Origin of the sequence: Methylonatrum kenyense, from assembly GCF_023195885.1 — a bacterium.
In the GTDB taxonomy this organism is placed as follows: Bacteria; Pseudomonadota; Gammaproteobacteria; order Nitrococcales; family Aquisalimonadaceae; genus Methylonatrum; species Methylonatrum kenyense.
In genome coordinates this window covers 1-13807 of sequence record NZ_JALPKO010000019.1, presented here as the reverse complement: position 1 = coordinate 13807, position 13807 = coordinate 1, and the positions used below count along the sequence as shown (strand labels likewise).

At 59.7% G+C, this 13807-nt stretch carries 14 protein-coding genes; 10 read left to right on the top strand and 4 right to left on the bottom strand.

Translation table 11 applies throughout. The annotated features are described in order from the left end of the window. The 5 genes from M0534_RS13470 to M0534_RS13450 form a co-directional block, all read left to right on the top strand. On the top strand, positions 1–266 hold a 266-nt coding region (locus tag M0534_RS13470; protein ID WP_248568961.1), incomplete at its 5' end, for a glutamate synthase-related protein. 76 nt (positions 267–342) lie between these two features. Next, positions 343–954 (top strand): dimethylamine monooxygenase subunit DmmA family protein, encoded by a 612-nt coding sequence (locus M0534_RS13465; protein ID WP_248568960.1) that lies wholly within the window; start codon positions 343–345, stop codon positions 952–954. Then, a complete protein-coding gene (locus M0534_RS13460; RefSeq protein ID WP_248568959.1) occupies positions 951–1907 on the top strand; it encodes a PDR/VanB family oxidoreductase in 957 nt (318 codons plus the stop codon). Before M0534_RS13465 ends, M0534_RS13460 begins: the two co-directional genes overlap by 4 nt. Positions 1908–1982: 75 nt before the next feature. Next, the gene (locus tag M0534_RS13455) at positions 1983–3047 is read left to right on the top strand and encodes a heme-dependent oxidative N-demethylase family protein (RefSeq protein WP_282571459.1); all 1065 of its coding nucleotides are present in this window, start codon (positions 1983–1985) and stop codon (positions 3045–3047) included. A 257-nt stretch (positions 3048–3304) separates the two neighbouring features. Next, positions 3305–4090 carry a helix-turn-helix domain-containing protein gene (locus tag M0534_RS13450; protein WP_248568958.1) on the top strand — a complete coding sequence of 262 codons (786 nt, stop codon included), beginning with the start codon at positions 3305–3307 and terminating at the stop codon, positions 4088–4090. Between the two features lie 167 nt (positions 4091–4257). On the opposite strand, the gene M0534_RS13445 is transcribed toward M0534_RS13450, so the two are convergent. The 4 genes from M0534_RS13445 to ribA form a co-directional block, all read right to left on the bottom strand. Beyond that, positions 4258–5229 carry a molybdopterin-binding protein gene (locus tag M0534_RS13445; RefSeq protein ID WP_248568957.1) on the bottom strand — a complete coding sequence of 324 codons (972 nt, stop codon included), beginning with the start codon at positions 5227–5229 and terminating at the stop codon, positions 4258–4260. A 135-nt stretch (positions 5230–5364) separates the two neighbouring features. Continuing rightward, positions 5365–5985, bottom strand: a complete 621-nt coding sequence (locus tag M0534_RS13440) for a c-type cytochrome (RefSeq protein WP_248568956.1) — start codon at positions 5983–5985, stop codon at positions 5365–5367. Next, positions 5972–7375, bottom strand: coding sequence for a sulfite dehydrogenase (gene soxC, locus M0534_RS13435; protein ID WP_248568955.1), 1404 nt, complete (start codon positions 7373–7375; stop codon positions 5972–5974). Before soxC ends, M0534_RS13440 begins: the two co-directional genes overlap by 14 nt. 515 nt (positions 7376–7890) lie before the next feature. Further along, entirely contained in the window at positions 7891–8559 is a 669-nt protein-coding gene (gene ribA / locus M0534_RS13430; RefSeq protein ID WP_248568954.1) for a GTP cyclohydrolase II, read from the bottom strand. Between the two features lie 924 nt (positions 8560–9483). Between ribA and M0534_RS13425 the strand changes: the two genes are divergently transcribed. The 5 genes from M0534_RS13425 (at position 9484) to M0534_RS13410 (ending at position 13633) form a co-directional block, all read left to right on the top strand. Then, positions 9484–9786 (top strand): putative quinol monooxygenase, encoded by a 303-nt coding sequence (locus M0534_RS13425; RefSeq protein ID WP_248568953.1) that lies wholly within the window; start codon positions 9484–9486, stop codon positions 9784–9786. A 168-nt stretch (positions 9787–9954) separates the two neighbouring features. Then, entirely contained in the window at positions 9955–10500 is a 546-nt protein-coding gene (locus M0534_RS13840) for a 3,4-dihydroxy-2-butanone-4-phosphate synthase (RefSeq protein ID WP_428348977.1), read from the top strand. Positions 10501–10604: 104 nt separating this feature from the next. Then, on the top strand, positions 10605–11234 hold the full coding sequence (locus M0534_RS13420) for a TetR/AcrR family transcriptional regulator (protein WP_248568952.1): 630 nt from the start codon (positions 10605–10607) through the stop codon (positions 11232–11234). A gap of 384 nt (positions 11235–11618) precedes the next feature. Continuing rightward, a complete protein-coding gene (locus M0534_RS13415; RefSeq protein WP_248568951.1) occupies positions 11619–12035 on the top strand; it encodes a cupin domain-containing protein in 417 nt (138 codons plus the stop codon). A gap of 68 nt (positions 12036–12103) precedes the next feature. Then, positions 12104–13633, top strand: a complete 1530-nt coding sequence (locus M0534_RS13410; RefSeq protein ID WP_248568950.1) for a hypothetical protein — start codon at positions 12104–12106, stop codon at positions 13631–13633. Positions 13634–13807: the final 174 nt, after the last annotated feature.

Genomic DNA, 13807 nt, shown 5'->3' with positions numbered 1-13807 from the left:
GCCAGACCGGCAAGTGTCCGGTGGGTGTCACCACCCAGGACGCGGTGCTGGAGCAGCGCGTGCAGCCGGACATGGGTGCAAAGCACGTCAGGAATTATCTCCAGACCCTGAACATGGAGCTGACGACCCTGGCCCGGGCCTGCGGCAAGTCCAACGTTCACCACCTGGAACGCGAGGACCTGGTGGCCATGAACGTCGAGGCGGCGGCGATGGCCGGGGTGCCGCTGGCCGGTACCAGCTGGATTCCGGGGGTCAATGGCTGTTGACCAACGATGGGCCGGGGGCCTGCGATTGCCTGGTCTCCGGTCCTTACCGTTGCCGACCGAGTTGAGGGTTAACGTCATGCCGATTTACGAATTTCCCGAGGACGGCATTCGAAGCCGACCAATCTATCGTCCGCTGCAGCCCGATGTGGCGGCACGCTTCCACCTGATGGTGGCCGAAGGTGCCGGGGCCGAGGCCCTGGCCAGGCTGCACGACAAGCTTCCGGATGAAGCGAGTTGCAGCATTCACTACCTGGCCGGCAGTGACGGCCCTGACGGCTCCGATCGCCTGATGCAGCTGGATTGCCAGCAGACCCGGATCCATTTCGATGATGCGCAGCTCGCGGACGCTCTGCGTCGTGAGCTGGAGAACGCCAGCATGGGCACACGGCTTTACGTGGCCGGCGGCGAGGGCTTCATCTGGCGCATGGCGGCTGTTGGTGCGAGTTGCGGCATGAGCGAGGAGGAGGTTCATGTGGAGCGTTGCGGCTCCCTGGCACGGCCCGCGCAGTGCGTGCACTGCAAGACGCGGGTCGAGGGCGTCACCACCAATATCTATGAGTGCCCGGGTTGTGGCCTGCATGTCACCGTCCGTGACCACTTCTCGCGCCGACACGGGGCCTACCAGTCGGTTCGGGTTGATGCCGAGGCCCCGGGTGAGTTGCCACCGATCGAGGAGACCTACCGATGACCGGTCAAGCCAATATTCCAGTCCGGGTCGCTCGGATCGAGCAGATAACCCCGATGATTCGCCGATTCACGCTGGAGCGAAGCGACGGCGGCACCCTGCCCGGGTTCTCCGGCGGTAGCCATGTGGTGGTCACGATGCGGGGTGAGGAGCGGACGCACCACAATCCTTATTCGCTGATGGGATCGCCGGATGACAAGCAGCGCTACCAGATCTCGGTGCGCCGGGATGACGACGGGCGGGGCGGTTCGCTTTTCATGCACCAGAAGGTTGCCGAGGGCGATACCCTGGAAGTGTCTCCGCCGACCAATCTGTTTGCGCTTAACCCGCTCGCCGAGCGTCATATCCTGATTGCCGGCGGTATCGGAATCACGCCGTTCATGGCGCAGCTGCACGAACTGCGCCGCGCCGGTGCGGATTACCAAATGCATTACGCCTTCCGTGACCAGGAAAACGCCGCTTTTCGTGACGAGCTGGAAGCGGCGTGTGGGGACCGGCTGACCGCCTACGATGGAAGTGCCGGCCAGTTCGTGCAACCCGCCCAGTTGCTCGGCGAGCAGCCCCTGGGGACGCACGTTTATGTCTGCGGACCGAAGGGCATGATCGAGGCGGTCAACGAGGCGGCATTCGAGCTGGGTTGGGCCGATAGCCACGTGCACTGGGAGGAATTCGCCGCGCCGCCGGTCGGCAAGCCATTCCGTGTGGTGCTGCAGAAAAGCGGCATGGAGATCACGGTGCCTGGCGCGTCCAGCGTCCTTGAAGCGTTGGAGGATGCCGGCTTGCAGCCCAACTGCCTGTGCCGCGGCGGTGTTTGCGGCGAATGCGAGACCGCCGTCGTCGAGGGCGAAATCGAGCACAACGACCACTTCCTGCCGGACGACGTCAAGCAGAGCAACAGCCGGATGATGATCTGCGTGTCCCGGGCCCGCTCGGAGCGCGTCGTTCTCGATCTCTGATACCTGAATCCGCGCGACGGGCCGCCGGATCTGGCGGTCCCGGACGCCGGCAAGCAACGACCGGGAGTTCATGACATGGCCGCACCGATGAAAATTGCCACACCGCCAATCAAGTCCGCGGAGAGCTTCCGCGACGACTTCACCTACAGCAACAGTCCGCAGGCGATTCGTCGCTTCCCGTTCCCGTTCCACGAAGACGAGTACATGTATTCCGTGAACATCGAGCCGCATAACGGCGGCCCGGTCGGATCGGTGTACGCGCCGCGATTCGATATCGACGAGCATTACCTGTCGGAGACCGAGGAACGGCGACTCGTGCTGGAGCAGGATCCGGGGCGCTGTCAGGTGTTGCCGTACATGATGGAAGCCCAGTGGGACACGCTCGAGCTGCTGATGGAGTCGCTGGCCGCCGATTACCCCCAGCATTTCACGCTGAGCAAGGAGGGTGACCGCTGGACCTGGGAGAACCGGCCCCTCGGAATCCGGGACAGCTTCGTCTTCGGCGACCCCAGTACCCTGCCGCAGGAACCCTTCGAGTACATCACGCGTCAGGTCCAGGGTGATTTCACGTTGCATGGGCAGCGCGACAACATGCTCTACATGGATGGCGGCATGGTCACCTGTCAGGCGGACTGGTCGCTGGATTTCGACCTGGGGATGAACTGGTATGAATGGCATGGTCCCGTGCCGAAGGCCCACCAGATGGGCATCTTCGACCGGGCGCTCAAGTTCCTGCTGAATCTGCAGGTGGAACGTCCGGTGCGGCGCCTGAACTGGACCATGACCATCAATCCGCGGATGGACACCTCACCCGAGAACTATCACAAGTGGGGGATCGACCGGTCCACGGTCACGCCGGAGAACGCAGGCGAGAAGGCCCACCTGCGGGTGGAGCTCCAGACCCTCTACCGCCTGCCCCGGAGCAACGCGATCCTGTTCAGCATCCGCTGCTACCTGATCAGCATGGAAGAGCTGGTCACGGTGCCGAAATGGGCCCGACGTTTCCCCCGGGTACTGAGGACGCTGCCGGACGAGCTGGCGGAGTACAAGGGGCTGATTGACTACCGGCCAGCCGTGCTGGAGTACCTGGAACAGTTCGACGATGGCGCCGAGACCAGTCCCGGCACGGCGCCGGACTAGGCTGACCGCCGCCGCCGATGGCTATCGGCCGGCGGCCCGGCAGCATCAGGAGGCAGACAGCCGGCCCGCAGGGGCCGGCTGTCTGCCTTGTTGGCGTTTCCTTCGCGGAAGGGGGAAAATGGGAGTCAATCGCTGCGTACCGGTGCCTGGTTCAGGGCACACCGACCTTGCACGTGTGGACTGGTACGGCCCTTGGCAAGCTGGACAGCGAGTGTTCAGACCATGGACGGCAGGTATTGCGGTCGAGGTAGTGTGACATGCTGGACTACACCGAGAGACCTCCGTCCATTCGGGCGCTGAAACGGCACTTTCTCGACAGAAACCGGCGGGCCTTCCGGCCGGAAACCCTGAGTTGTGCGGCTCATTTGATCCTGAATCTGGATGATTCCCGCGAAATGTTGCGCCTGGGTCTGCAACATATGGTGTCGCAACTCGGCGCATCGCGTGCTGACGCTGGCGTCCTGACGCCGGTAGATCCGGTCTATGCGCCGCAGGAGTTCTACTACAACGAGGCTGTCGAGGCGCCGAACTGTGATGGCGTCGCCTATTCCAATCGCGCCGCCGCGCTGCGCACGGCCTGGGCGCGACCGAAACCGGTGTTCTGTACCAACGTCCGGGACACCCCGCTGTTTCAAGACTCCATGGGGGAATTCGAACGCATCCAGACCACGTCCATTGTGTTTCAGCAGTTGACGCTGGGGCGTCGGCCCGTGGGCATCTCCTGCATCGATTACGTGCGTGAAGAGCATGAGTGGAAAAGCGGTGAGCTCGAGTTCGTGCACGGATTCTGCACGGAATTCCTGGGGCCGCTGATCGGGATCCACGAATACTGGAATGAGGATTCCGGCAATACGCTCAGAAAGCCGACGGAGTCCGAGCTGGATGCGATTCGGCTTGCCGCGGAGGGGCTGAGCTGCAAGGAAATCGCCAGACAGCTCGGCAAGTCCTATCGGACCATTGAGAACCAGTTGCGAAATGCGCGCCTGATGCTCGACGCGAAAACCCTGCCGGAGCTGATCAAGAAGTGCGAGATCTGGTTCTAATCATTATCAGATCGGTCCCGGGAAACGTCTCTCACCGGGGCCGATCCTGGTGGGCAAGACGGTTGCGAGATCAGGATTGGTGTTCGCAGCTCAAGCGCCGGGATGACCGTTTTGCGTGGCCGCTGAATTTGCCTTTCAGGTTCGTTGGTACCAGTAGGCAGAACGCGCTACTTGAGCAGCCCGCCTACACCCATGGCCATGATATCCTCGGCGGTCACCGGCACGCGGGCTGCCAAGCGCTGTAACAGCAGATCCAGGCCATTGAGGCTGGGTGATCTGGCGCAACCGGGCAGTCCCAATACGCGACAGGTTCCGGCCTGTGCCAGCAGGATCAGGTTACCGGGATCCACCGGCATACCCACATGCTCCACCTCGCCGCCCGCCCTGATAATAGCGGACGGGATGACATCCCGAGCATCAACGATCGCTGACGCGCCAATGATCAGCAGCAGATCGGGCTGGTCGTGCAGCGCCTGCGTGATTTCCGCCGCAAGTCGCACTTCATCGTGTGCGCATCGCCACTCGTTGCCCAGTTCACAGCGCAGCGGTTGCAGGCGGTTTTGAATAACCCGGACCGTTTTATCCAACACCGAGACGCGCGTCTCCGGGAGCACCGTTTGGATCAGGTTGACGCGAAGCCCGGCGAACGGGTGCACAGACAGCAGGCCATCCGTTTTTGCTGTCGCTGCCGCCACCCGGTCCAACAGCGAACGAGCCACTGCAAAGGGGATGATCTTGATGGTGGCGAGCGTGCGACCTTTGCTCACCGGGGTAAAGTCGGGAAGGGTGGCAATTGTCACCTCGGGACTGATGTGGTTGATCGATCGCAGCCGCTCCGCATCCAGGACAAGCAGGCCATCGGTTTCCGCAAATAGGTAACACCGCCCCGTCGACGCAGTATTGCAGACAGTACCCGGCCCCCGGATGCGGGCCGTCAAGTCATCTGCTGCCTGGTCCTCATGCACATCGCCCGGCTCCAGGCGTCCGATCACAATTTCTCTCACCTTGTGCCGACGTAATAACGTGACATCGTCCTCATTCAGCACGCGGCCCTTTTTGAACGTCTTGCCACCCACTTTCCTGCTGTGCGCGAGGATTCCGTCCCGCGCATTCTCAGACTTGACCGGACCAAACTCCATGCGTAACTCCTATTCCACCCACGAGCTGCTGTTGCACGCGATGAGCGCACTCACGGAGTGAGTTTGGCAGCGGCTTGAAACAACGTCGGGGTACCCTCACTGGTACCCCGACGCATGTCGTTTCACTTGCTGCTGTTATTGCCTGGCAATCGAGCCGATGGGTTCACAGTTCTCCATACAGCGCTCGGCACTGACGTCGGGACGATCATCAACGAAAAAAGCATCCCTGTTGGGCATTTCGATCTCGGGCATTGTTTCCGCGTTCATCTTGAAATCTTCGTCGATCAGTCCATTCAGGTAGTAAATGTAGGCCGATACCGCGTATACCTCGTCTGCCGTCAGTGACTGCGGGCTGGTCATGGGCATTGCACGACGAACATAATCAAACAGGATTGGCGCATACGGATACATGCTGCCTGGCGTCAGAACCCGCGGGTTTTCGTCCATGGAACCGATCCCTCCGACCATGGTGTCAAACATGTACTCCTCGCCACCCGCTGCCTCTGCCCCGTGACAGGCCATGCACTGGTTTTCGAAGACGCGTTTTCCTACGGAGACCGTGCCTTCGCCTTCCGGCAACCCCTTGCCGCTGGGCGTATGAATGGTGATGTCCCATAACGCTAGATCGCCATCGGAGACCTCCGTGCCAAAGCCATAGCGTTCGTCTTCGGACCCGGCATGGATTTGAAAAACGGCCATAAGCGCCAGAGCCATACCGACGAATACAAGTATCAGGCGGGCCTTAAGCGATACCATTGCGCACCTCCCCGTGCTCATTGATGATCCAAGGGAAAACCCCGTTATGGTGCTGTACGAAACCAACAATTTCGCGCTGTTCGGCAAGTTGCTGGGTGGTGGGTTGCACGTAACCGGTGTCGTCGACCGCGCGGCTGGCCATGGTCACGGGGCGCCCATCCCATTTCCAGTCCAGAGTGAAGCGGGTCAAGTTCTTGTCGAGCACAGGGCCTTCGACCTTCGCTTCATGCCAGGTCACGCCGCCATCAAAAGTGACATCCACGTGGGTGATCTTGCCGTTACCCGACCAGGCAAAGCCGCGAATCTGATAATAACCGGCACCGTTGAGGCGCATTCCTCCTGACGGGTAGGTAATGACGGATTTGCACTCCATCTCCATACTGAACTGACGCCACTTCCCTCCCGGCATTGGGTCGGTATAGCGGGCCGTTTCACCACGTATATGCTGTGCGTCGTCTACCACTTCAATGCGTCTTAGCCACTTGACGCAGGTATTGCCTTCCCAGCCAGGCAAAAACGCCCGAATGGGATAGCCCTGCTCGGCGCGCAGCATCTCGCCGTTCTGGCCATACGCGACGATGGCATCGTCCATGATTTTCTCCATTGGAATGGAGCGCAGATGACCGGACGCGTCTCCGCCCTCCAGTACCACCCATTTCCCTTCGGGTTTCACGCCGGCTTCGTTTAACAGCACGGAGAAGGGGATTCCGGTCCACTGACAGCTGGAGAGCAAGCCATGGCTTTGCTGTACCGTCTTGGAGCCAGCTTCGTCCCAGTCGGTCAGGCCGTTGCCGGAGCATTCCATGAAATGAAATCTGGATACCGATGGAAAGCGCATCAGCTCATCCATGGTAAAGACCAGCGGACGCTCCACGAGGCCATGAATCGCCAGACGGTGTTCCGCCGGGTCGATTCTGGCAATGCCGGCATGATGGCGCTCGAAAAAAAGACCGTTCGGCGTAATGGTGCCCACTTGATTCTGCAGCGGCGTCATACTCCAGTCAGACCAGTTCTGCCGGTTGACCACGACATCGCTTCTCCTGCGAACCACATGGTCTTCAAAAGAAATGGGCTTGCCGTAACTGGTTTCGGAAATCGGATCGCCCAGGCGCTTCATGCTCTCCGGAATTGCCAGCTTGCTGGACGCCTGGGCGACGGATAAGCCACCCAAACCACCGGTTAACGCCATACCGGCCACCGCCGCACCGCGACGCAGGAACCCTCTCCGCTCCATCGATGCAATATCGGTATCCGCTGCCTCGGTCGGGGCCTGCGGGGAAGGCTCTGGCACGCCAATGAGGGACTGGTTCGGCGGGGTGTCCCGAGGATGCTCCAGTTCTTCGACGGCGCTCCGCGTTGCGACGCCAGCCTTGGTTTCCTGATCGTTCATTGTTCCTCCTCGTCTCTAGTTGTTTGGTCCTGAAATCATCAAGTGGCAGACGGCTAGGGAAACACTGATCTATTCCTGCGCCTGCGCCCGAGACCGGTTTTGGTCATCTGGCAAGGCGCGGTGCCGGTTCGGTAGCGGTAGCTACCGGGCCGGTGGCGCAACGCCGCCAGGGGCCAAAACCGGCCGGGCTCTTCGACTTGGGCCGCATTTCCCCCGACTGCTGCGTTGCCTGACCGCAGAATGACTACGGCGCTGCACAGCGCCTTGCCTCGGAAAAAATGCGGCCGCCAACGCGGGCCTGCGATTAAATTAGCGTTTCCCTAGCATTGCGTACTCCTGGCTTAATTAAATCGTGAATTTGTCATTCAGGGTCAACAGTTCTACTGTTGTTATTCGTATTAAGATTAAGGTTTTGTTTGCGCATCTGTTACAAAAGGTCTGGTGACTAGCTTTCAGGCTTCGACGGGAGCTTGTGAATTTCCGACTAAAAGAAATATTCCCGTCAGTTTCTTAAACTACTCCCCTTGTTCTAAATAGTGTCCAAGTCTTTTTTGTTTCGTCCTGATATAACGCTCGTTCTCTTCGCGCATTGGTATGGTTAATCTGACCCGCCCATCTACCGAAATTCCTAATTGCCCCAAGGCCTTGAACTTTTTTGGGTTATTGCTTATCAGTCTTATCGACGGAACGCGGAGATCACTCAAAATAGAAGCTGCCGAGCGGTATTCGCGTAAATCATCAGGTAGACCCAGGTGACGATTTGCGTCCACCGTGTCAAAGCCCTTTTCCTGCAGTGCATAGGCGCGTATTTTATTCGCCAGACCAATTCCACGACCTTCGTGACCGCGCAGGTACAACAAAATACCTTGCCCTTCTTCCGAAATACGCCGAAGCGCTAGGTCTAGTTGCTCTCCACAGTCGCAGCGATAGGAGCCAAAGACATCCCCGGTCAAACACTCCGAGTGCAATCTGGTAAGTACCGACGACTTGCCGCTCACATCGCCCATTATCATTGCCAAATGGTCGATACCAGTTTTTCCAATGGTGTAAACCAAAGCGGTGAATGTGCCATGCCGCGTCGGAATTTGTACGGGTTCCCCGCGGTGGATGACTTCACCTTGAAGCGGGCGCGTCGAGTAGTCGGTTTCAGGGTAGAGATGGCCAAACCGAGCATTAGAAGTCATGGTTGCCAATCCTGCTAAGCCAAGAAAGGAGCCCTTTCTGTAATGCCCGAGACGATGCGGAAGGCGTCCTGCCGGAGGCAGGAACCCGTCTACGTGACTGGCGCTCGCCGCCAGCCGCATGGCGATTTGCCAACCGGCCGGAATGCCTGTCCGGAGATACGCATGCTCCATTCATTTTTCATATGTCCCGGTCAGTCGCTTTACGACTACAAAACTCAAGCCTTGCTCTGAGCGGTTGTGTCGGCCGTATCGGTGTGCCAGAGCGGCACACACGCTGACCTTCTGATCGGCCATGCCACTGTCCGCCGTTGTCACCACAACGCGCCCGCTACCGTGCCGCCAAGAAAAGCCCGGTTCGGAGACTTCAGTTCCGGGCGCCACTGATGCGGCTTTGCACAGCAGATCGAGCAGACGCTCGGCAACAAACATCAGTCCTCTGCACGCATCGGTATTCCCAGCCCAGCGGCAGCGCGTCACTCCCGCGTTTAGCTTCGACAGAGATTTCAGGACCGGCCTAACGAATGGGAGCCCCATGGTTAGTGGACTGAATGGTACAACACTAGGCTCGGCGCAGCCCCCTGTCAACTGGATCACAGGGCCCTGTCCCCGCCTTGAATCAGCGAGGAACAGCTGGCTCCCGGGCGGGGCACCTTCGACGTCCTTGTCCCGACGGAAATCGCGACGTAGGACCGGTCGGTCGATCGTGACCGAAAACGCGGGCAGACAGTGGTCAACAGGAGAGGTGTTCCCTCCTGGCTGACAGAGAGGCGTCCTCGGGCGGATTTCACAACATACTGAAAAAAAGAAAAATGTCGCGTATTCGACGAGCAGCTTGTGCGGTATCTCTCAAGAAAAACATCTTTCTTGACATTGAGGCGGCCTGTGCCAGAGTGGACGGACCGGTACATAAACGGAGGTTGTGGAATGGCTAAATGTGGATTGTTTGTTCGCCTTGAGGCGCGGCCCGGTAAAGAGGAAGAGGTGCGACGCTTCCTGCTGGATGGTTTGCCGCTGGTCGAGGAGGAGCCGGCCACGACCGTCTGGTTCGCTTTACAGCTAAGTCCCAGCACATTCGGTATTTTCGACGCGTTTCCGGACGAGCAAGGGCGCCAGGCGCATCTTGAAGGCAAGGTCGCGGCGGCGCTGATGGCTCGTGCCTCGGAGCTGCTGGCCTCGGAGCCGGCAATCGAGAAGGTCGATGTACTGGCTGGAAAATTGGCTGACTAGGGCGGCAGGTCCTTCGTCTCCGATGTGGCGGTCGGGTCGGGTTTCGAAAGGCCTGTCAGACAGAACGAGCATTCCAATGGTCCAGTCCTGGTCAAGAGGGCTCAGGCCTTGGCAGGTCCGGTCTTCCGTGACCATGGCGGTGTGAGGTTCGTCGAGGCTTCAATTACGATGCCAAATATCGAGTCGAACGCGTTCGGCGGCCGTCTCCGACCCATTATTCCGCGATGGTCTGGGGTTAACCATGTTTCCTGCCGGGCGAGTTCAGTTACATGCTGGACGACCCTATTGAGGCTGCCCTCGGCGCTGCGCGGCCAGGCGAGCTGTCGTTGTGTCAACCAAACCGCATTCACTCGCTCGGTTGACGCGACACAGGGTGTTACCACAGGCAATTCGGCGGCTGATCGGGCGCATGTGCGATTGCCGCAGCAATTGATCCGGAGCAGGGTGCGTCGCGCTGTGCTCGCCCGGAAATTTGTTCCCGCTGGTAGCCCGCTGCGGCGATGTCCTCGAGCCGCTTGGCATGCAGAAGCGTGGATCGGCATTGCGCGGTACGCGGGAATGATTCCGGCGGGCGTAATTCGCAAAATTAAAGAAAACACTGCTCTATTCGCAGGTCTGCGCCCGAGACCGGTCTTGGCTTCAGGCAGTGTTGCCTCGCCGGCCCGGTGGCTCAAGCTACCGAACCGGCACCCCGCCATGCAGGCGTGCGGATAGATCAGCATTTCCTTAAAGGCCCGCGAACTGGTCTGGCCGGGCTTCCCAATTCGGTGGCATCATCAACCTATCTTGAGGAGTCTACATAAAGATCGGAGATTTTTGTGGGTAAAGCCGACACTTGGAAGGTGAAGTTCCCCGACCTCGGCGTGAGTGTGAACCTGTCTCGGCCGACTCCTGGGCAGAAGTCCAGGATTCGGCGCGCCGCGGCGGAGCTGTTTGCACGAAACGGGTTTGGGTCGGTCGGCGTCGCGGAACTGTGCGACGCAACGCATCTGGGACGCGGGGCCCTTTATTACCACATCAAGAGCAAGGAACAGATTCTTTTCGACATCGCCACCGGTTACATGCAGCAAATGAACGAAGGCACCAGCCAGATCCTGGAGGCTGATGTCGAACCGGAGGTAGCGATTCGCGCCATGAGCAGACTGTTCATGCGAATCATGTTCGAGGACCGCAATGAGATGACCGTCTGTTTCAGGGAGCTCCACTCATGCAGCCCCGAGAATCAAAGCGAGATTCGCAGATTGCATCGTGATTACCAGGTTTACTGGGAAAACGTGATAAGAAAAGGAGTCGAGCTTGGCCGCTTTCGCGGTCTCTCAAAGGTGCAGTTGCAAGGGATTCTGGGGATGTACTTCTACAGCTTTCTCTGGGTTAATCCGTTTGGGGCGATGAGCGCAGATCAGATCGCTGATGAGTTTTCCGAGATTGTGATTTCTGCGTTGAGGTAACTGTCGAGTGCCGGATGATCTCGGGCGCGCCGAATGAGTAGCTCGGGCTGATCGACTTGGGCCGCATTTTTCCCGAATGCCGTGTTGCGCTGCAAGACCGCAGAATGACTGCGGCCCTCCGCAGCGCGTCTTGCCTCGGCAGCCGCCAGCCGGACCCTGCTGAATCGCTAACGAAGATGCCGGCATGGCCGTGCCACGCGCATGGCGGCCCGCGCCCGGATCCCTGTCCACAGTCCCCGCCGGGACTGTGTCTCCCTGTTTTTTCCTCCCGCATCCCGGCCTGGCATAGGTGTTTTCTGTCATGTCCCCCCGCGTCCTTTTACTGGAAAATCGGCCTCGTAACCGAAGTGCATCCTTTCATCAAACAACATCGTGGAGAGTGACATGCAGAAGCACCTGGTAGGCCTCGGACTCATCGCCGGTATCGGTTTGTCGGCTGCCGGAATGGCCCACGCCGAGGCTGCTGGCCTGGAGCACGTGCCGGGTGTGGCCGAGAAGGAGCTGACGCCTTTCGAGTCGCCGGGGAATAACACCTTCCTGGATGATTTCGTGACTTCTGGTGATGACGAGGCGCCGATCACCTGCGGCATGTTCCGCATGGAGCAGGGCGAGCCGCTTGAGTACACCTACCCGTACGACGAAGCGCTGTTCGTCGTCGAGGGAGAGATGGAAGTGTCGGACGGACGGACGACCGCCAGCGCGGGGTCCGGTGACGTGCTGTTCATCCCGAAGGGAACCACAGTCACCTTCTCCGCTGCCGATTACGCGCTTTCATTCTATTGCGGTCAGCGAGAGGGGTAGCGAGGGATCGACCGGCGCGCCGGTTGGTTTCCGGATCTGCCTTATAATTATAGACGGAGGAGAGAACGATGGACGCGACAAAACGCCTGGCGACGGCCTTGGCCGCCGGCATAGCCATGGTTTCCAGCCCAATCGCCGCCGAAGAGGAGCGTAAGGTCGACCTGCGGGACCTGACCGACGGTGACCCATTCTTTTACACCAGTGATCAGTACATACCGGAGGATGACGGTCAGGCGGACGTCATCGGCGAGGGACGTCCGGACACGACGCACTCCCGTATTCCCCATTTGCCGGTTTACTACGGCTACATGGACACTAACTACACCTACCGTTTCGTGAACGTCATGGAACAGGTCTTCACGATGATTGGCGAGGGCAAACACGGGCTTTGGCGGGTGCAGGAGAGCGGCATGGTCCGTGAGTATCTGAAGCCCGGAGCCAAGGGTCTGCCGGAAGGCGCGGACGTTCTTGACGAGGAAAACCTGCGCAAGATCGAGGAGAACTACACGCACTTCGTTCCCGAGGTGGGTTTCGACGGCTACCACTTTCCGGATGAGGAGGTTAACGATGATGGTCGGCTGAATTTCATCGACCTGCCGATCACCCATCCGAAGTATGGCGATGAGTATGCCGACATGGCTGCGATCGATCTGCCCAATTATTTTTGCACCATGTCCGGCCCCGGTTTTCCCTACGCCAAGCAGGCAATGAACTTCGCCTTCAACCAGCCGGCTGCCAACGAACTTGGTCCTCTGGGTGAGCGGGCCGGGCTGGGCGTATCGGAGAACTACACCAACGTGCTGCGGCTGGATACCTTCCCGGACGCAAGGACCTGGGTGAACGTCGGCGTGGAAGGCGAGGACGAGTACCACGTCAACTGGCAGGCGGTAGACGAAAGCCGAACCCACTCCGAGTACTATCTGGTGGAGCGCCCGTTCTTCAACGTGCCCTACCTGTTCCTGGTGGCTGTCTATGACAACCACGATAACGACGACTTCAGCTACGTCCGGCCGGATGGTCCGTATTTCGATTTCCTGCAGGAACGTGGCGACTCGGTCAAGACGGAACTCACGCGAACCCCGCGCTTCCACTTCGACAACGGAGACTTGAAGCCGGGAATCGGGGTTCCGCTCTACGGTGTTCATCACCCGGACCGGGATGCCTTCGGACACGGTGGTGCCTGTCCGGAGAAAGGTGGCGACTGGGGCCGTTACCCGGAGATCACCGGGGGCTCGGGCTGGGCCAGTCAGTATCAGGAAGTCACGCCCCAATGCGACAAGGTCCTGGTGGACATCAAGTACTTCACCAATCTCGACGGCCAAAGCTGGGATGACCCCGACAAGTATCTGGCCAATGCCGGATTCGGGGATCGGGAACACACCTACAAGGTGCGGCCCGGTGACTACGGCGAGTTCACGGATCCGTACCTGGTTGAGCAGGGTATCGAGAACCCGGAGCGTCGTGAAATCCCGGAAGAGCTGACGCTGATCTTCCCGACCGTGCAGGATCCGGTGGACTACGTTCCGACCGAGGATGTGAGGACACCCGACGGCGAAATGCACCCCATCGGCACCTCCTGCCGGCCGGTGCAGCACTAAGACGAGCCAGGCGCCCCGCCGACCTGAGCTCGGCGGGCGTCTTTAACCTGAAGCACACCATCAACGGATGGCGCTGGCGCCGTCCGCGGGGCGGGCTGCGTCCGGAAAACGTGACCGGCGATGCGGTACTGGCTGAAAAAAGCCGTCCGCCGATGGATGAAAGGAGATTGGAAT